Raw genomic sequence first — 18384 nt, forward strand, 5'->3', positions numbered from 1 at the left:
ACGTCGAGAGAGCCCCTTCATGATTGCCTTCCGTTCCATCCTGTTCAACACCGCCTTTTATGCCAATCTCATCCTCCGGATGATTGTCCTGTCGCCGATCTACTTCCTGCTGCCGCGCAAGCGTGCCTACTTCATTCCGAAGAACTGGGCGAAAGCCAACCACTGGCTGATGAAGACGATCGTCGGCACGACCTTCACGGTCGAGGGCCTCGAGAACATTCCCAAGGGCGGTTACATCCTGGCACCGAAGCATCAGTCCTTCTGGGACACCTATGCGCTGCTGCCCTGGTTGGACGACCCGGTCTACATCCTCAAGCGCGAGTTGACCTGGATCCCGATCTTCGGCTGGTACATTGCCAAGCAGCGCATGATCCCCGTCAACCGCGGCGCCAAGGGCAAGGTCATGGCTCAGGTGATCGAGCGGACCAAGCTGGAAATGGCGACCGGACGCCAGCTGATCATCTATCCCGAGGGAACACGCAGGCCGCCCGGCGCTCCGCCGGAATACAAATACGGGATCGCACGCCTCTATCGCGACCTAAACGTTCCCGTGGTGCCGGTCGCCATGCATCCAGGCCTCTTCTGGCCGCGGCGCAAGTTCCTCCGTTTCCCCGGCCATTTCACCGTGCGCATCCTGCCCGCGATCCAGCCGGGGATGGACCCGGACGCCTTCCACGACAAGCTGCTGCATGATCTGGAACAGGCGAGCGACGAACTGCTGGTGCAGACGGCGCGCGACAATCCGAAGCTGCCCCTGCCGCCAACGGCAGTGCAGCGGCTGAAGGAACTGGGCGCGGCCTGAGCGAGTTGGATGTCAGCCGGGCTGGTCGAGGGTTGCGATAGCGGCAACGACGCTTTCGAGCCACTGGTCGCGAATGCCAAGTTCGCGCAGGTGTTCGACGGTGTTGGCGACATAGACCGGATTGGCACCCGAGCGGCCGACCGCGCCATGCACGACGCGCGCGGCCTCATCGACCGTGGCGGCGCCTGCATACTGTGGATGTGCACGGTCGATGACGTAAGTGAGCCCCTGGACCTGGCGCCCGTCGGCAAGCGCCAGACGCACGAAGCGTTCGAGATAGACGCTAGTCACCAGTTCGCGCTCACGCAGGTATGCGAGTGTCTCGGGCCAAGTCTGGGCAGAGACGCGAAACGCGACGCCCTTGCACGAGCCACCGCGATCGAGGCCGAGCACGAGGCCAGGTCGCTCCTGGGTGCCGCGATGGACATAGGAACGTACGCAGAGCGAACGGCGATATCCACCGAGGCGAGCGGTCAGCCTTTCCTCATAGGGAAAGCCCGGGTTCCACATCAGCGAGCCGTAGCCAAAGACCCAAAATTCGTCCATATCGCAGGCCAATCCAAGAAACAGAAAAACTCGCAGCGAGGAGACTTCCATGGCCGTGCCGTCGACAGCGCCGCAAAGCCCGACCAGTCGCAAGGTGCTGCTGCTCGGCCTTTTGATCGTCCTCTTCATCGCTGTCTATAGCGTGGCCTGGCATTTTGCCGCCGAATTTTTGCGAAACCGCATCACAGGCTTCTTTTCCGGCGGAAATCCGGCAGGCGTCAGTGCCAATTGCGAAAATGCCACCATGGGCGGTTATCCCTTCCGCTTCCGGCTGAACTGCGACCGCCTGTCCTTCGACGACAATTTCCAGGGCATATCCGCTTCATCCGGTCCCGTGCGCGCCGCCGCCCAGGTCTACAATCCAGGTCAGGTGGTCTGGGAAATGGACGGGCCGGCGGAAGTCCGCTCTGCTCTCGGCTTCAATTCGACGCTGGAATGGAGCGATCTGCGCGCAAGCTTCCGCGCTGGTTTCTCAGGCCTGCAGCGCAGCTCGATGGAATGGACGGATCTGAAGACCAAGGTGACCTCGACGGTGACGGGGCTGCAGATCGAAGTGACGACCCCGCATCTGGAATCGCATGTGCGCCAGAACGAGGGCAATCTCGACTATGCGGCGCTGATCAACGATACCGTGGTGGCTGTAAACGGAACGGCGATTGCGCTGCCCCCGGTCTCTGCGAGCATCGACGCGACCTTTGCCGATCGGGGCGGTCTTCTCGATCCACGCCTTGCCCATCGCCAGGAGCTCTACGGCACCAAGGGCGAGCTGCGACGCATGGTGGTCGACGCGGGAGAAGGACGGGTGCTGACCCTGCGCGGCCCCTTTTCGGTGGGCAATGACGGCCTGATTTCCGGCTCGATCCGGGTGGAGATCGAAAAGATCCGCGCCTGGAGGGATACCCTGAAAACCGCCTATCCGGACCAGCAAGAAACCTTTGACGACCTCGCCAAGGTGCTGCGGGTTCTGACGCTCGGCAAGGACGACGGCTCGGCCGAGATCACCATCCAGAACGGCGTCGCCTCCCTTGGCTTCATTCCGCTCGGCCAGCTCCCACCGCTTTAGATGATTTCCGTATTTCACGGAAACACTGAAATGATCTATCTCTTTGTTATCAAGCAATTCCGGGCGCGAAACCGGTCTCCACTTTCGCTGGAATGGCTCTGAGCAGGAGCGACACAGGCATCACTTGTCGAGGGCGTGGCGGCCGAAGTCCGGGGAATCCACGTCCTGGCCCGCCTGGACAATCGAGCGGCGGATCGTGCGTGTGCGGGAGAAAAGCTCGAACAGCTTGTCGCCCTCGCCCCAGCGGATCGCCCGCTGCAGATAGGCGAGATCTTCGGAAAACCGCGCCAGCATTTCCAGGATCGCATCCTTGTTGTGCAGGCAGACATCCCGCCACATGGTGGGATCGGACGCGGCGAGACGGGTGAAGTCGCGAAAACCCGAGGCGGAGTATTTGATGACTTCCGATTCCGTCACCGTTTCCAGGTCATCGGCCGTGCCGACGATGTTGTAGGCGATGATATGCGGCAAGTGCGAGACGATCGCCAGCACCTTGTCGTGGTGCTGCGGGTCCATTTCGTCGATCATCGAGCCCAGCGCGATCCAGAAGGCACTCAACCGGTCGAGCGCAGCGCGGTCCGTGTCCGGCAGCGGCGTGAAGATGCACCAGCGCCCCTTGAACAGGCCGGAGAAACCGGCATCCGGGCCGGATTTTTCGGTGCCGGCGAGCGGATGGCCGGGGATGAAATGGACATTATCAGGCATATGCGGCGCCATCTGAGCGATGACGGAGGCCTTGGTCGAGCCGACATCGGTGACGATCGCGCCGGCTTTCAGATACGGGGCGATCTGCTGCGCCACGGCCTCTGATGCTCCCACGGGCACGGAGACGATCACGAGATCGGCGTCCTTCACGGCATCTGCAGACGAGGTCGTATAGGCCGTGCCGAGGTCCAGCTCTTCCGCGCGCTTCAGCGTCTCGGCGCTGCGCGTCGAGATGACGACATCGCGGGCGAGCCCGAGCTTCTTGATGTCGCGGGCAATCGAGGAGCCGATCAGGCCGATACCGATCAGGACGATGCGGTCGAACAGGATTTCAGACATCAGCGCAGTTCCATGAATTCGCTTTGAGGACACGGGGCGACCGGGTGTCCTTTACCGCGCTGGCAATAAAGCGGAAACGGCGGTTTGTCGAGGCGGACGGGCACGGGAGGCTCTTGCGCAGAGCCGGTCACGGCTGCGGCGGCCGGCTCCGCGTCGTCGGGATGCCCTGCGGCGCGAGCACGGGCGCAAAGACGCGGCGTGAGGCGCGCGAGGCGACCGGCAGGCCCTGATAGAGACGCTTCTGCGCCTCCACAACGATGACGCCGGAAAAGGCTGGCCAGAGGATGCGTCCGACCCGTTCGAAGCCGCGCCGGAGCCGGAGGATCGCGCGGATCTTGGACGGTGGGAAAAACAGCGCCTCGGCCGAGGCGCCGGGGGTGAAATTGGTCTCGCGCAAGAGCGCCGTCAGCTGGCCGCGCGAATAGGGTCGACCCGAGCCGAAGGGTGTGTGCTCCATGCGGGCCCAGACGCCGCGCCGGTTGGGCACGACGATGACGAGGCGTCCGCCGGGCGCCAGCACCCGCCAGATTTCCTTCAATGTCTCACGCGGGTTCTCAGCGAATTCCAGGGAGTGCACCATCAGCACCCGGTCGACGGAACTGTCGGGCAGCGGCAGTTCTTCTTCAAAGACCAGCGTGGTGGCGGACGGCTCGCCCACGGGCCAGTTCACGGCACCCTGGCCTGCCGGCATGAAGGCCATGGTGCGTTCGGTATCGGCGCGAAAGCGCTCAAGGAAGGGAATGCAGTATCCAAGGCCGACGAGGCGCTCCTGCGGCAGACGGGCCCAGACGGACGACAATGCCAGTGCAATCGACTGCTCAGCCACACGCCCGAGCATGGTGTAATAAAACTGGCGTAGATCGACGATATCGACATGCATGAACTTATTGTTAGCAGCCGGCGATTGGAACTCAAGGCGCAACAGGCTACATTCGCGCCAAAGAGGCGGGACAAGAAACGGTACAACAATGAAATCACTGCAGATCGAGGTCTTCCAGTGTCGAAGCGACAACTTCGGCGTGCTGCTCCACTGCCCGGAATCCGGGCTGACGGCCTGCATCGACGCGCCGGAACTGGCGCCGATCCAGGCGGCGGCGGCGAAGCGCGGCTGGGCCATCACCCACATCTTCACCACCCATCATCATGGCGACCATGTGGAGGCGAACCTCGCGCTGAAGGAAGCCTATGGCTGCGAGATCATCGGTCCGCTCAATGAAGCGGTCGCCATTCCCGGCATCGACCGCACCGTCGGCGATGGCACCGAATTCATGTTCGGCACCCATCCGGTGCGTGTCATCGAGACACCGGGCCACACGGCGGGTCACATCTGCTACTATCTGCCTGAAGACATGCTGCTCTTTGCCGCCGACACGCTGTTTGCACTCGGCTGCGGCCGGCTCTTCGAGCGCTCGGCCATGGACATGTGGCATTCGCTGCAGAAACTGGCAGCGCTGCCCGACGAGACGATCGTCTATTTCGGCCACGAATACACGCTCTCCAACGCCCGCTTCGCGCTCACCATCGACCCGGACAACACGCGGCTGAAGACGCGCGCCGAGGTGATAGAGGCGCAGCGAAAGCGCGGCGACTTCACCATCCCGACGACGATCGGGCTGGAAAAGGAGACCAATCCCTTCCTGCGGGCCGGCGATCCGGACATCCGCCGGAACCTCGGCATGGAAACGGCGGCCAATGACGAGGTCTTCGCCGAGATCCGCAAGCGCAAGGACAATTTCTGATGCAGGCAAAAGACATCATCGAGGCTCTCGGCATGCAGCGCCATCCCGAGGGTGGCTGGTATATCCAGACCTTTCGTGATGCGAATGGTGGCCCGCGCGGCCATTCGACGGCGATCTACTATCTGCTGGAGGCCGGCGAGCGCTCGCATTGGCACAGGGTGCGCGATGCCTCGGAAGCCTGGCATTATTACGCCGGCGCCGCACTCGCCCTGCACCGCTCGAAGGACGGAGTGACGCAGGAGACCGTGCGGCTTGGCCCTGACATCCTCGCCGGCGAACGGCCCCAGGCGATCATCGAGGCGGATGAATGGCAGTCTGCCGAAAGCCTGGGTGCCTATACGCTGGTTGGCTGCACTGTGGCACCCGGCTTCGACTTCTCCGTCTTCGAAATGGCCCCGCCCGGCTGGGCACCCGGCCGCTGAGACCGCATCAGACGCGGACGAGGGTGAGTGTGAGGATCAGCTGGGCGGCGTAATAGGTCACCCAGACCACATGCGCAGCCACCCCGTCGATCGGGTGGTCTGGCCCGGTCCAGTATTTCCGGATGCTCAGGATGATGTCGGACAGGATGAAAAGCGCGGCCCCGACGAAGACGAAGGGATTTTCGAGCCCGAGTGTCATCCAGACCAGAAGCATGAAAACCACGACATAGATCGCGATGGGCCAGGCCATGACACCCGCCGGCCGCCAGATCCGCACAAGCACGCCCACCGTGATGCCGGCAACGATCAGGCCGCAGACAAGGCGCCAGGGTTCAGCCTGCACCAGGCTGAGATCGGTGACACCGGCGAGCAGACCCAGATAGGCGAGATGCGAGAGAAGGAAGGCTGTGACACCGCCGATAAAGGCTCGATCGCCTTCGAACGCGAGCGAGAGATCGCCGAGCGCGCCGAACACCAAGGCGGCGACAAGCAGGGGGTGAGCGCCGACGCCAAGGGCATAGACCGACAGAAGGGTAACCGGCAGCGTCTTCCAGACGGCGCGCAGCAGGGTCTTCTCCCGCGACAGGATCCAATGGTAGCTGACGCCGAGTGCGACCGAAAGCGCTAGAATGCCGGTCGCACTGTCCATTGCACCTCCGCCTAGCTCGCCACATCCTTCTTGCGCAGCACCATATCCTTGGCAGCAAGCATGGCACCACCGGTGATTAAGACACAGGAGAGGCCAATTCTGGCGCTAATATCACCAAACCCAAAAATAATCAGGATCAGGGTCGAAAGCAGCGGGGCTGCATAGCTCGATGCGCCGAGGATCTGGATGTCGCCGTTCTTGACGCCATAGTCCCAGACATAGAAGGCAAGTCCGACCGGCAGGAGGCCAAGCCCGACCACGGCGACCCACTGTGTCGCCGTTTCGGGCCAGACGGTGGTTTCGAGGCCGAGATGGCAGACGAGCGACAGGATGGACGTCGCAAGGCAGAAGCCGGTGACGACATCGGTCGACACGGCCTCGAACTTGCGGCTGATCAGCGAGTAGGCCGCCCAGGTGAAAGCACAGAGGAAGGCGGCGACATAACCGAGGCTGTAGGCCGGATCGAAGGCGAGACCGTTTTTGGCAACGATCAGCGCGGTGCCGGCAAGCCCGGCGATGGCGCCGACGATATGGTGCCAGCCGAGCTTTTCACCCGGCAAAAGTGCCGACCCCACGACGATCAGCAGGGGCCAGAGATAGGCAATCAGTCCAGCCTCAACGGCCGGTGCGTTTCGAAGCGCGGTGAAATAGAGGAAGTGATAGCCGAACAGGCCGCCGACGCCGGCAAGCCAGACCTTGGGGGGCTGGCGCAACGACTGCAGGCGTTCGGGCCGCGCGGCGAACAGGGCGAGGCCCGGCAGGCTGCCGATGGCAAAGGTGATCGCCGACAGCTGGAAGGGCGGCATCGTGCCGGAGGCGGCCGTCATCAGGGCAAGGAAGGACCACATCAGAATCGCGGTGAAACCGATCAGCGTTGCCTTGGTCTTCATGCACAACCCCTGTCACGGGGTCTGCCCCCTGCTTTACCCGTCAAATGCCTCGGCCGAGACATGCACCGTGCCGTAGCGGGTCGGGATCTTGGCATAGACAGGAGCATATAGCTTCAGCGTCGCGGTCTTGGCAAACCAGATCTCCATGCCCGTGACCGACTTCAGATACTCGATGTCCTTGCGTCCCTTCTTGTAACCGGAGACCGGCACGTAGCGGACGGAGCAGACAATCGCCTCGCCACGCGCCTTGCCGGCGGTGAACGGCGCATTGCCGACAGGCGACAGCACCAGATCCATGCGGCTTTCGCCGTCATAGATCGGCAAAGTGCGGGAGCAGACATCGCCATCGCCGGAAATCAGCAGAGCCCCGATCGGATCGAGAACGGACTTGAGGTCGGCATCGGTGACCGGAACCCAGGACTGCGGCCTCGGCTTCGGCGGTGGCTCGACCTTCGTGTCGATAGCGCTGCCATTGCCGTAGGTAATCGTATAGTGGCTCTTCTTCTTGCCGCTCGTGTAATCGAGCCGGTAGAGATCGGGCTGCAAACGGTTGCCGGCAAAGACTCCGGAGACGCTGCTGTCCGCAGAAACCTCGCGCACGATATCGACAAGCCCCGAAGAGCGGAACCGGCCCGAAATCTCGTACCGGTCGTTCTTCACCTCCGTTCGGAAGGTGAGCCGGGCGATCGGCAGGATGCCGAGCGAGACGCTGTAGGCGGTGTCATAGCGGTAGTCGGCCGCCGACGCGGAGGCCGAGAGAACGAGAAGGGAAGCAAGGGCGAGACCGGTTCGACGCAAGGACACCATCTCCATATGGGACAACGCCGGGGCTTCGGCGTGGATATAGGCGCATACATGCCGTTGGACTATGGCAACAAAATAACGTAAGAACGGGCGTCAGCCGGGAAAATCCAAGGTTTGGCTTGACGGGCCGGTTCTCACTGACTATAGAACCGCAACTTTCCAATCAGACGCTGTTGGATTGCCTCACCGGCATTTGCCCGGTAGCGATGCGATGGCCTAGAAAAACAATAGGTGTACCATGTCCCGCAGTTGCGAATTGACCGGCAAGGGCGTCCAGTCGGGCAACAATGTAAGCCACGCGAACAACAAGACCAAGCGCCGGTTCCTGCCGAACCTGTGCGACGTCACGCTGATCTCGGACGCTCTCAACCAGCGTTTCCGTCTGCGCGTTTCGGCTGCTGCCCTGCGCACGGTCGAGCATCGCGGTGGCCTCGACGCCTTCCTTCTCAAGGCTTCCGAAAACGAACTGAGCATGCGCGCCCGTCTGCTGCGCCGCCAGATCGCCAAGAAGACCGCCGAAGCCGCGTAATAAACGCTTTCGGTCATTGAACGAGCAAGGCTTGGCCGGGCATCCGGGCAAGCCTTTTCGTTTGGGAACATGATGGCCGTCAAACGGCCGATATCGTGATCCTTTCGAACAAACAGTATTGTCCCTCCAACTGGTGGCATCACCCAGGATAAAAAAATGCTGAGCGCACGCTATTTTATCGCCTACAGCCTTCTCATGACGATCGTGGTCGTCGCCTCGAACTTCCTCGTGCAGTTTCCGCTGCAGGGAACGCTGGGCAACATCAATCTCGCCGATCTCCTGACCTTCGGCGCCTTCACCTATCCGGTCGCCTTCCTCGTCACGGATCTGACCAACCGTCAGTTCGGCCCGACGGCTGCCCGCAAGGTGGTCTTTGTCGGCTTCATCGCCGGCGTCATCCTCTCCGTTCTGCTGGCAACCCCGCGCATCGCTGTCGCCTCCGGCTCCGCCTTCCTGGTCGGCCAGCTGCTCGACATCTCCGTCTTCAACCGGCTGCGCCGTCAGTCCTGGTGGAAGGCGCCGCTGATGGGTTCGGTGATCGGCTCGGTGCTCGACACCGTGATCTTCTTCTCGCTCTCCTTCGCCCCGGTCTTCGGCTTCATCGGCCCGAATGACGACTTCGCCATTTCTGCAGCCCCGATCCTCGGAGTGATGAGCGCGGAAGCGCCGCGCTGGATCTCCTGGGCGATGGCCGACTTCAGCGTGAAGATGCTGATCGGCGTGGTGATGCTACTGCCCTATGGCGCGCTGATGAGCGTACTGCGCCCAATGCCGCAGGTCGAACGGACCGCCTGATCAAGCGGGACCGGCAAGCCAGACGAATGGGAAGAACAGGCGGGGTGAAGATCCCGCCTTTTTCTTGTCAGGAGACCGTGTCCGAAGACACCGTCACGCCTTTCGCCAGAAGCAGTGCCAGCGCCTCCTCGGCCGCTTGCTCCGAACCAAATCCCGGTGAGACGAGACCGGGCCCCTGCCTTTTGCGCGCAGACGAAATGAGCCAAGTAGCGGCGCGCTCCAGGAGATCGCCTGGCACCGTCATAGGCGCGGCTGCGCGATCGATGACGATGTGCCAGCTCGGCGCGGAATCGCTGATTTCCTGTCGAAGGATCCGGCAATCCCCCGGTCCCGGCTCCACGACGAAGACCTGTCGGGCCGTCAGAAGACGCTGATCGATCTCAACCAATCCGGGCCGGAAATGCCAGGTCTCACCAGGGCCTGTGACCGCAGTCAGGAAGAGCCCGGCCAGCACGACAAGGCCGCCACCGACGATCACCGCAAAAAAGGGTGTGACAAGCGAAATCGGCCAGAGCCCGGGCGACAGTTCGGTGACCATCAGGATTGCAAGCGCGGCGGACACCACGGCGAACACAATCCTCAGCGGTGCGGGGATGGACTGGCTGACAAGGATATCTGCGCCGGTGTCGCTCAAGATGGGCTCGTCGCTTGCCTCGGTATCGGAACTATCGCCGCAGCGAGGGAGCGGCGCAAGAGCCATGGATGGCGCCGAATTAACAACGGTCAAACGGCGTTAACGAAGTCTTCCAGCCGTTCTAGTTTGCCAGCCGGAATTCCAGCATCAGCGTCCGCTGCAGGATGGAGTGGTTGTCATCAGAGACGACGATCAGATGGATTGAGCCGTCCTCGGCGACGATCGCATCCATGCCTTCCATATTGTCGATTTGCGAGCGGTTGTCGGCTTCGAAGATGATTTCACCATCGACCACGGCACCGGGGCGGATTGTGGCGCCCGCGATGCGTCGCAGACGCATGCCGACGCCGGTCGCGATCGAGAAGCGACGCTCCAGCAGCAACAGGTCGCCATCAGGCAGGAAGGCGCCGTCGGTGATCTCGAAGCCATCATGCGGCTTGACACGGAACTCGCCCTGAAGCGGGCCAGAGAGTATGCCGGCGTAATTGTTGCCGTTCTCGTCCACGCTCTTCTCCGAGAGCGCAAGGAGCGCGCCGGCAAGCGGGCTGGCGGTTGGCGACAATACAAGAGCCTCGATCCCGCCATTGCTGCGCAGCCGGGTAACATCGAATGGGAGCGGCAGCGGGGCCGAGGGTCGCGCCTGGCCGAGATCTGACACGGGTGAATAGGCAACAACGCGGTGGCGTTGCTCGAAGCCGACATAGGCGCGGTCTCCATCGAGCGCCAGGCTTTCCGCATCGACCAGATACTTGGACGGACTGATCCGCCCGTCGGCATCGAGCAAGGGGGCGAGACGGACATCTGACAGACCGGCCAGGCGGCCAGTGCCATCGCGCGTGATGCGCCCTTCGATGAAATAGCCCGTATCGAAAACGCCGAGAAAACGCTCCTTGTCCCGGAAACGGATCGAGGAGAAGGCACCGAACAGCGGCTCGGGGGAGGATAGCTCCATGCCGCCGAGGAAGGTAAGGCCGGGCGCTAGCTTGGGTGCGCCGCCAAGCGCCGTCGTCACCCCGTCGAGATCGACGAAGGCACTACTTTCAACGGGGATCGCAAGGGTTTCGCCGGCAGGAATATCCGCCGGTTTGGAGCAGGCGGCCAAAAGCGCCACGCAGGCACTCAACGCCAGATGAGACGTGAAACGACGAAGCCGACCGCGCTCAGGCACGCAGACGCGCCCGTCCCGTGCCACCCGTCGACTTGTCTTCGAACAGCGAAGCGAGCTGTTCGGTCATCGCGCCAGCCAGTTCGTCGGCATCCACGATGGTGACGGCGCGGCGATAGTAGCGGGTGACATCGTGGCCGATGCCGATGGCAAGAAGCTCGACCGGCGACTTCGTCTCGATCTGCTCGATGACGGCGCGCAGGTGGCGTTCGAGATAGTTGCCAGGGTTCACCGACAGCGTCGAATCGTCGACAGGGGCACCGTCGGAAATCATCATCAGGATCTTGCGCTGCTCGCGGCGGCCGATCAGACGGTTATGCGCCCACATCAGCGCTTCACCGTCGATGTTTTCCTTGAGCAGGCCTTCGCGCATCATCAGGCCGAGATTGCGGCGCGACCGGCGCCAGGGGGCGTCCGCCGACTTGTAGATGATGTGGCGGAGATCATTCAGGCGGCCGGGCGCTGGCGGCTTGCCGCCGGCAAGCCATTTCTCGCGTGCCTGCCCGCCCTTCCAGGCCTTGGTCGTGAAGCCGAGGATCTCGACCTTGACGCCGCAGCGCTCGAGCGTGCGGGCGAGAATGTCGGCGCAGGAAGCGGCAACCGTGATCGGGCGGCCGCGCATCGAGCCGGAATTGTCGATGACCAGCGTCACGACGGTGTCGCGGAACTTGGTGTCCTTCTCCTTCTTGAAGGAGAGCGGCTGCATGGGATCGATGATCAGGCGCGTCAGGCGCGCCGGGTCGAGGTAACCCTCTTCGAGGTCGAAATCCCAGGAGCGGTTCTGCTGCGCCATCAGTCGGCGCTGCAGCCGGTTGGCGAGCCGGCCGACGGCACCCTGCAGATGGGCGAGCTGCTTGTCGAGGAAGGCGCGCAGCCGCTCAAGCTCAGCCTCGTCGCAGAGTTCTTCCGCGGTGATTTCCTCGTCGAACTCCGGCGTGAAGATCTTGTAGTCGACCTTCTCGTTGAAATCGTCGAAGGGGGTGGCCGGACGGCGCATTTCGCCGGGCGTTTCGCTGTCGTCGTCGCCTTCGTCCGACATCTCCTCTTCGGAGATCTCGGCACCATCCATTTCGCCGTCGTCGAGTTGTTCCTGCGAGGCTTCGCTGTCTTCGGCAGGCGCCGAATCCTGGCCGGCTTCTTCCTCGGCGCTTTCCTGGTCCTGCTCGCCGCTGCGCGGCTGCTCCTCGTCGGTCGACTGGTCGTCTTCGCCCTGCTCCTCTTCGTCGCCCATGTCCTCGGCCATTTCCATGGACGAGAGCATGTGGCGGATCACACGGGAAAAGGCCTGCTGGTCTTCAATGACGGAGGCGAGGTTGTCGAGATCGGCACCGCCCTTGTCCTCGATGAAGGGACGCCAGAGATCGAGTACCTTGCCGGCGGTTTCCGGCGGCTTCTGGCCCGTGAGCTTTTCACGCACGAGCATGGCGACGGCTTCGCCGATCGGGGCATCTTCCTGGCGGCTGATCGTCGAGAAATTCGCCTTTGCGTATTTCTCGGTGTTCATCGACTGGATGTTGGAGGCGACGCCGGGCATGCGGATCGAGCCCAGCGCCTCGACGCGCGCCTGTTCGACGGCATCGAAGATGGCGCGGGCATCGGTGCCTTGCGGTGCCATGCTGGCATGGATTTTCTGATCGTGGCAGGCGAGCCGCAGCGCCATGGAATCGCCGAGACCACGGGTCACGGCGAGTTCATGCGCCGTCGGACGCTTGGAGAGTTCCGGCAGGCGGATGCGCTCGCCGGCGAGACCCGGACGTTCATTGGCAAAGGCGACCTCGACCTGCGGATCGCCCGCGATCGAGCGTACGCAGCCGGTGATGGCACGGCGCATCGGCTCCATGTCCACCACGCCGCCGGCCTTAGCCTTCGAATTATCGCCCCGCACTGCCATGCTGTTCAGTCCTTATGCGCCAAGCACGATATTGGCCGCACTTTCCTTGAGTTCCACGCCGAAGGCGCGCTGATACTGCTCGGCCACCAGCGTACGCTCCAGTTCGTCGCACTTGTTGAGGAAGGTGACGCGGAAAGCGAAGGCGACATCACCGAAGATCTCGGCGTTTTCAGCCCAGGTGATGACGGTACGCGGGCTCATGACGGTCGAGAGATCGCCGTTGATGAAGGCGGCGCGCGTCAGATCGGCGAGGCGAACCATGCGCGAGACGGTGTCGCGACCTTCGGCCGTCGAGCCGAAGCTCTTCACCTTGGCCGAGACGATGTCGACTTCCTTGTCATGCGGCAGGTAGTTCAGCGTGGTGACGATCGACCAGCGGTCCATCTGCGCCTGGTTGATCTGCTGCGTGCCGTGATAGAGGCCGGTCGTGTCGCCGAGGCCAACCGTGTTGGCGGTGGCGAACAGGCGGAAGGCGGGGTGAGGACGGATGACGCGGCTCTGGTCGAGAAGCGTCAGGCGGCCGGACGATTCCAGCACGCGCTGGATGACGAACATCACGTCCGGACGACCGGCATCATATTCGTCGAAGACGAGCGCGACATTGTGCTGATAGGCCCAGGGCAGGATGCCGTCCTTGAATTCGGTGATCTGCTTGCCGTCTTTCAGAACGATCGCGTCCTTGCCGACGAGATCGATACGGCTGACATGGCTGTCGAGGTTGACGCGCACGCAGGGCCAGTTGAGGCGGGCGGCGACCTGCTCGATATGGGTCGACTTGCCGGTGCCGTGGAAGCCGGAGACCATGACGCGACGATTGTGGGCAAAGCCGGCGAGGATGGCGAGCGTGGTTTCACGGTCGAAAAGATAGTCCGGATCGAGGTCCGGCACATAGGCGTCACCCTTGGAATAGGCAGGCACCCGAATATCGCTGTCGATACCAAAGACCTCGCGAACCGACACGGTGGTGTCGGGGAGATTGGTAATATCAAGATCCATTTTGCTCATCGTCTCTCCATGCCGGGCGCCACCGACCGGCCGCATTCATCGCTGCTGTGTGTTCGGATTAACAGAAACCGGCCTGCTTTAACAATTTGTAGGCTTCAATGACAGCGCGAAAACGCTCTTCCGAAGCCCTGTCTCCGCCATTTGCGTCGGGATGGTGTTTTTTTACAAGCTCCTTGTACCGGGTCTTGATGTCGGTCGGTGTTGCGCTGACGGTAAGCCCAAGCGTATCCAGCGCTTTCGCCTCCAAGGTCTTGAGTTTCCGGTCGGCGGCCTGATAGCGCGAGGCGCCGCCGCGACCCTGCTGGATGAAGCCGAACGGGTCCTTCATGCGCGCCTGTGACGCAGCCGAACCGGAGCGCATTGTCGAGTGGATCGGGCTCGATTTGGCAGCCTTGTTGACACCGACGGTCCAGGTGGGGCGATGGCCGGTGATCGCCTCTTTCTGGTAGCGCGCAATCTCGGTGTCCGAGAGGCCCGAGAAGTAGTTGTAGCCCTTGTTGTATTCCTTCACATGCTCGAAGCAGAACAGGAAAAACTGGCCTTCGGCATGACGACCCACGGGGGCGCGATGGGCACCCGGCTTGTTGCAGCCGTCCCATTGGCAGGTTGGATCGGATTGTTCCGGCTCCGCCGTCCGTCGACGCTTGGTGCGGATCGGATCGAAGTATTTCGAGTCGAGTTTCATGCGGTGATTATGGGGTGCGGGCAGGGGCGCGACAAGAATTGACAAACGGGAATGTTCAGCGCTTTGTGGGGCTTTGGCCGAAGCAGTGCCCAGGAGAATTCCCATGTCCCTCCGCGACCGGATCGAGGCGAAACTCACCGAGACCTTCGCGCCGGAAAGGCTCGTCGTGATCGACGAAAGCGCGCATCACGCTGGCCATCAGCCTGACATCACCGGTACCGGCGAGACGCATATGCGGGTGCGGATCGTCTCCGACGCCTTTGCCGGCATGACGCGACTGGCGCGTCACCGGGCGGTCAACGATCTTCTCAAACCCGAAATCGATGCGGGCCTGCATGCGCTCGCCATCGAACCCGCAGCACCGGGCGAAGCTACCCGCTGGTAAGGCCGCAGCCTGACGGTCAGGCCGGAGTTTCGGTCGTCTCGATCGGCCGGATGCGCAGCCGCGTGATCCGGTTCTTCTCACGCTTCAACACGATGAAGCGCTTGCCGTAGAAGGTGAACGCCTGGCGTTCTTCCGGGATCGTCTTCGATTCGTGGATGACCAAGCCGGCAATGGTGGTTGCCTCTTCATCCGGCAGCTGCCAGTCCATGGCGCGGTTGAGATCGCGGATCGGCACACCGCCATCGACCACGATCGAACCATCGCTGTCCTGACGCACGCCCTGGATTTCCAGATCGTGCTCGTCGGAGATATCGCCGACGATCTCCTCGAGGATGTCTTCCAGCGTCACCACGCCCTGCACTTCGCCATATTCGTCCACGACGACGGCAAAATGCGTCTTGCGGCGCAGGAAGGCATTGAGCTGGTCTTTCAGATTGGTGGTGTCGGGCACGAACCACGGCTTCTGGGCGATCTTGACGATATCGAGGTCGTGCGGTTCGACATTGGGTTCGGCGAGCGCCCGGATCAGGTCCTTGGCATGAATGACGCCGATGATGTTGTCGGTCGCGCCGCGCCAGACGGGCATGCGCGTATAAGGACTTTCGAGAATGATGCGGATGGCGACTTCCGGCGGCTCGTCGGCATTGACCGCCCGCATGGCAGTGCGGTGGATCATGATGTCGGAGACCTCGAGCTCGCCGAGATCGAGAACGCCGCCCAGACGATCGCGATCGGCCTTGACCACGCCACCCTCGCGATGGAGCAGCGCAACCGCGCCGCGCAGTTCTTCGTGGGCCGACAGCATCGAAGCCTCACCGGAAATGGAGACGCCGAAGATGCCGAGCAGCTTGCGCACGATCCAGTTGACCACGCTCGACAGGGGGCCGACCACCGCCACATAGGGTCGAACGAGAGGCGCCACGAACAGGGCAAAACGCTCAGGCGTCGAAATCGCCCAGCTCTTCGGCAGGACTTCAGAGAAGATGACCAGAAGCACGGTCATCAACAAGGTGGCGATCGCCACACCGGAATCGCCGAGCAGGCCGAGGAACAGGCTGGTGGTCAGCGACGAGGCAAGGATGTTGACCAGGTTGTTGCCGATCAGAAGTGCCCCGATCAGCCGGTCGCGCCGCTCGATCAGCAAATTGACCACGCCTGCACGGGTGTCGCCATTGACCTCCAGGCTGTGCATGCGAGCGCGCGACGTTGCGGTCAGCGCCGTCTCGGACCCGGAGAAGAAGGCCGAGGCACAGATCAGCCCCAGGATGGCGAGAAGCGTCAGCCAGTAGTCCGACAGGTTCGACAGGAAAGCCTGGATCTCCATCATGGTGCGCGCATCTCCTCGATGAAGCGCTCGACTTCCGAGGCCGGCACGTCATCGGCAACGAACGACTGCCCGAGGCCCCGTGTCAGGATAAAGGTGAGCTTGCCGCTTTTCACCTTCTTGTCCTGGGCGATGGCGTCCATCAGGATTTCGGTCGGTGGCAGCTCGCCGGGGATTTCGTCCATGCGGGTAGGAAGCCCCACTTCGCGCAGATGCGCCTCGACTCGGGTTGCAAGATCGGGGCTTGCCAGATTCATCCGCGCCGAAAAGCGATGCGCCAGCACCATGCCAATGGAAACACCTTCGCCATGCACGAGGCGGCTGCTGTCGTATTTCGTCGCGGCTTCCAGGGCATGGCCGAAGGTATGACCGAGATTGAGCAGTGCGCGACGACCGTTTTCGCGCTCGTCGGCGGCGACCACATCGGCCTTGGCCTGACAGGACACGGCAATCGCTTCGATGCGGGCGGCGCCGCCGGCAAAGACCTCGCGCCAGTTCGTCTCCAGCCATTCGAAGAAATCGGGCTTGTCGATGAGGCCGTATTTGGCGACCTCGGCATAACCGGCGCGGAATTCGCGCTCGGACAGCGTGTCGAGCACATCGGTATCGGCAAGCACGAGGTCCGGCTGATTGAAGATGCCGACCAGGTTCTTGCCCTGGCGGGCATTGATGCCGGTCTTGCCGCCGACGGAGCTGTCGACCTGGGAGAGAAGCGAGGTCGGGATCTGCACGAAACGCACGCCACGGCGCACGATGCCGGCGGCAAAGCCGGTGAGATCGCCGATGACGCCGCCGCCCAGCGCAATCACGGTATCGTTACGCTCGATGTGCGCTTCAAGCAGCACGTCGCAGACATTGGTGAGGCTGTCGAAGCTCTTGGTCTTTTCGCCGGCGGGAAGCGTCACCGAGACCGCCTCGATGCCGTCGGTCTGCAGGCTGTCCATCAGACCGTCGAGATAAAGCTTACCCACATTCTCGTCGGTCACGATCGCGGCGCGGCGGCCCTTGATGCGGCTCGTGATCTCGCCGCCGGCACGCGCCATCAGGCCGGGACCGATCAGGATGTCATAGGAGCGCTCGCCCAGCGGCACATGCACCAGGCGTTCGGTCGTTTCGAGCTTTGTCATGGGCGTTTGTCCTTGCCGATATGATCGATGACTGCGGTGAGCACTTCACCGGCGATCACCTCCTTGCGTTCGTCCCGCGACTGCACGGTGATATCAGCCAGTGCATAAATGGGATACCGCTTGTCCATCAGGTCCTTGAGTGTCTGTTTCGGGTTTTCCGTCTTCAGGAGCGGCCGATGGTCCCGCTTGTTGACGCGGTCCCAAAGGACGTCGAGATCGGCGTTCAACCAGACGGAGAGCCCCCCGCGCTCGATCTGCTTGCGGGTCTTCTCGTTGATGAAGGCGCCGCCGCCGGTGGAGACCACGCGCGGCCCCGAGCGCATGAGCCGCTTGATGACGCGGGTTTCCAGCGCCCGGAACTCCTCTTCGCCATAGGCGGCAAAGAGTTCGCTGATCGTCATGCGCGAAACCCGTTCGATCTCGGTATCGGTGTCGATGAAGGGCAGACCGAGCTGCTGGGCGACGAGACGCCCGATCGCCGACTTGCCGGCCCCCATCAGACCGACGAGAACGAGGTTGCGGCGCCCCAGCGCTGCCTTGGCGCGCTCACCGGGCGAGGGAGCTAGGTTGAAGATCGTATCGGTCATCGGCCTGTTCGCAACTGTTTCATGACCTATTGACAAATAGGGGGCGAGCGTCAAGCCGTAGGCGGCAAACGGGCCACACTGTCCCGGCCTTGCATCTTGGCCACGCTTCTCCCTATCTAGGACTGCGCGAGCCCAAAGGACTGTTCATGCCCACACTCTTCCGCTTTCTCTTCCTTTGCGCCACCATTGTCGGCATGGTCTATGCGACGATGTGGTCCTTCGCCGTCTTCGTCGAGCCGAGGGAACGGGATGTGACCGTGCGCATTCCTTCCGAACGCATCAACCCCGCCGAATAGCG

Annotated in this window: 22 protein-coding genes; 8 read left to right on the forward strand and 14 right to left on the reverse strand. The window is 62.5% G+C overall.

What is annotated here, in order from left to right:
• Positions 1-19: 19 nt before the first annotated feature.
• The gene (locus DMY87_RS09580) at positions 20-802 is read left to right on the forward strand and encodes a lysophospholipid acyltransferase family protein (RefSeq protein WP_110791098.1); all 783 of its coding nucleotides are present in this window, start codon (positions 20-22) and stop codon (positions 800-802) included.
• Between the two features lie 12 nt (positions 803-814).
• Here DMY87_RS09580 and DMY87_RS09585 read toward each other — a convergent pair whose 3' ends face one another.
• Entirely contained in the window at positions 815-1348 is a 534-nt protein-coding gene (locus DMY87_RS09585; RefSeq protein WP_110791437.1) for a gamma-glutamylcyclotransferase, read from the reverse strand.
• A gap of 49 nt (positions 1349-1397) precedes the next feature.
• On the opposite strand from DMY87_RS09585, the gene DMY87_RS09590 reads away from it, so the two are divergent.
• Positions 1398-2411: a DUF2125 domain-containing protein gene (locus DMY87_RS09590; protein ID WP_110791099.1), complete on the forward strand. Its 1014-nt coding sequence runs from the start codon at positions 1398-1400 to the stop codon at positions 2409-2411.
• Positions 2412-2531: 120 nt separating this feature from the next.
• Here the strand turns inward: DMY87_RS09590 and DMY87_RS09595 are convergent, their stop codons facing one another.
• Both DMY87_RS09595 and DMY87_RS09600 read right to left on the reverse strand, forming a co-directional pair.
• A complete protein-coding gene (locus DMY87_RS09595) occupies positions 2532-3455 on the reverse strand; it encodes a prephenate/arogenate dehydrogenase family protein (protein ID WP_110791100.1) in 924 nt (307 codons plus the stop codon).
• A 127-nt stretch (positions 3456-3582) separates the two neighbouring features.
• On the reverse strand, positions 3583-4335 hold the full coding sequence (locus DMY87_RS09600) for a class I SAM-dependent methyltransferase (RefSeq protein ID WP_110791101.1): 753 nt from the start codon (positions 4333-4335) through the stop codon (positions 3583-3585).
• 88 nt (positions 4336-4423) lie between these two features.
• Between DMY87_RS09600 and gloB the strand changes: the two genes are divergently transcribed.
• Entirely contained in the window at positions 4424-5194 is a 771-nt protein-coding gene (gene gloB, locus DMY87_RS09605) for a hydroxyacylglutathione hydrolase (RefSeq protein WP_110791102.1), read from the forward strand.
• Positions 5194-5616: a cupin domain-containing protein gene (locus DMY87_RS09610; protein ID WP_110791103.1), complete on the forward strand. Its 423-nt coding sequence runs from the start codon at positions 5194-5196 to the stop codon at positions 5614-5616. Before gloB ends, DMY87_RS09610 begins: the two co-directional genes overlap by 1 nt.
• Before the next feature lie 7 nt (positions 5617-5623).
• Here the strand turns inward: DMY87_RS09610 and DMY87_RS09615 are convergent, their stop codons facing one another.
• Genes DMY87_RS09615 through DMY87_RS09625 form a run of 3 tightly spaced genes read right to left on the reverse strand, consistent with a single transcriptional unit; the run spans position 5624 to position 7962 of the window.
• A complete protein-coding gene (locus DMY87_RS09615) occupies positions 5624-6265 on the reverse strand; it encodes a lysoplasmalogenase (protein ID WP_110791104.1) in 642 nt (213 codons plus the stop codon).
• Between the two features lie 11 nt (positions 6266-6276).
• The gene (gene yddG, locus DMY87_RS09620; RefSeq protein WP_110791105.1) at positions 6277-7155 is read right to left on the reverse strand and encodes an aromatic amino acid exporter YddG; all 879 of its coding nucleotides are present in this window, start codon (positions 7153-7155) and stop codon (positions 6277-6279) included.
• A 33-nt stretch (positions 7156-7188) separates the two neighbouring features.
• Positions 7189-7962, reverse strand: a complete 774-nt coding sequence (locus DMY87_RS09625) for a DUF3108 domain-containing protein (protein WP_110791438.1) — start codon at positions 7960-7962, stop codon at positions 7189-7191.
• A gap of 235 nt (positions 7963-8197) precedes the next feature.
• Here DMY87_RS09625 and rpmB point away from each other — a divergent pair, with 235 nt between their 5' ends.
• Both rpmB and DMY87_RS09635 read left to right on the forward strand, forming a co-directional pair.
• Positions 8198-8488, forward strand: a complete 291-nt coding sequence (rpmB, locus tag DMY87_RS09630) for a 50S ribosomal protein L28 (RefSeq protein ID WP_062282487.1) — start codon at positions 8198-8200, stop codon at positions 8486-8488.
• 156 nt (positions 8489-8644) lie between these two features.
• Positions 8645-9283, forward strand: coding sequence for a queuosine precursor transporter (locus DMY87_RS09635; RefSeq protein WP_110791106.1), 639 nt, complete (start codon positions 8645-8647; stop codon positions 9281-9283).
• A 67-nt stretch (positions 9284-9350) separates the two neighbouring features.
• Here the strand turns inward: DMY87_RS09635 and DMY87_RS09640 are convergent, their stop codons facing one another.
• From DMY87_RS09640 to DMY87_RS09660, 5 genes are all read right to left on the reverse strand, one after another.
• On the reverse strand, positions 9351-9917 hold the full coding sequence (locus tag DMY87_RS09640) for a hypothetical protein (protein WP_133253015.1): 567 nt from the start codon (positions 9915-9917) through the stop codon (positions 9351-9353).
• A gap of 121 nt (positions 9918-10038) precedes the next feature.
• The gene (locus tag DMY87_RS09645; RefSeq protein WP_110791108.1) at positions 10039-11028 is read right to left on the reverse strand and encodes an esterase-like activity of phytase family protein; all 990 of its coding nucleotides are present in this window, start codon (positions 11026-11028) and stop codon (positions 10039-10041) included.
• Between the two features lie 49 nt (positions 11029-11077).
• The gene (gene cobT / locus DMY87_RS09650; protein ID WP_110791109.1) at positions 11078-12973 is read right to left on the reverse strand and encodes a cobaltochelatase subunit CobT; all 1896 of its coding nucleotides are present in this window, start codon (positions 12971-12973) and stop codon (positions 11078-11080) included.
• Between the two features lie 12 nt (positions 12974-12985).
• The gene (gene cobS, locus DMY87_RS09655) at positions 12986-13978 is read right to left on the reverse strand and encodes a cobaltochelatase subunit CobS (protein ID WP_110791110.1); all 993 of its coding nucleotides are present in this window, start codon (positions 13976-13978) and stop codon (positions 12986-12988) included.
• A 58-nt stretch (positions 13979-14036) separates the two neighbouring features.
• The gene (locus DMY87_RS09660) at positions 14037-14663 is read right to left on the reverse strand and encodes a J domain-containing protein (RefSeq protein ID WP_110791111.1); all 627 of its coding nucleotides are present in this window, start codon (positions 14661-14663) and stop codon (positions 14037-14039) included.
• Between the two features lie 103 nt (positions 14664-14766).
• Between DMY87_RS09660 and DMY87_RS09665 the strand changes: the two genes are divergently transcribed.
• Entirely contained in the window at positions 14767-15048 is a 282-nt protein-coding gene (locus tag DMY87_RS09665) for a BolA family protein (RefSeq protein ID WP_062282470.1), read from the forward strand.
• A 16-nt stretch (positions 15049-15064) separates the two neighbouring features.
• On the opposite strand, the gene DMY87_RS09670 is transcribed toward DMY87_RS09665, so the two are convergent.
• From DMY87_RS09670 to DMY87_RS09680, 3 genes are read right to left on the reverse strand one after another with little or no spacing between them, the layout of a single operon-like run.
• Entirely contained in the window at positions 15065-16372 is a 1308-nt protein-coding gene (locus DMY87_RS09670) for an HlyC/CorC family transporter (RefSeq protein WP_110791439.1), read from the reverse strand.
• Complete coding sequence (aroB, locus tag DMY87_RS09675) at positions 16372-17499, reverse strand: 3-dehydroquinate synthase (RefSeq protein WP_110791112.1); 1128 nt, start codon at positions 17497-17499, stop codon at positions 16372-16374. The genes DMY87_RS09670 and aroB overlap by 1 nt, the downstream gene beginning before the upstream one ends.
• Positions 17496-18086 carry a shikimate kinase gene (locus DMY87_RS09680; RefSeq protein WP_110791113.1) on the reverse strand — a complete coding sequence of 197 codons (591 nt, stop codon included), beginning with the start codon at positions 18084-18086 and terminating at the stop codon, positions 17496-17498. Before DMY87_RS09680 ends, aroB begins: the two co-directional genes overlap by 4 nt.
• A 146-nt stretch (positions 18087-18232) precedes the next feature.
• Here DMY87_RS09680 and DMY87_RS24150 point away from each other — a divergent pair, with 146 nt between their 5' ends.
• A complete protein-coding gene (locus DMY87_RS24150) occupies positions 18233-18382 on the forward strand; it encodes a hypothetical protein (RefSeq protein WP_165826195.1) in 150 nt (49 codons plus the stop codon).
• Positions 18383-18384: the final 2 nt, after the last annotated feature.

This window comes from Peteryoungia wuzhouensis (assembly GCF_003205195.1).
Taxonomy (GTDB): domain Bacteria; phylum Pseudomonadota; class Alphaproteobacteria; order Rhizobiales; family Rhizobiaceae; genus Allorhizobium; species Allorhizobium wuzhouense.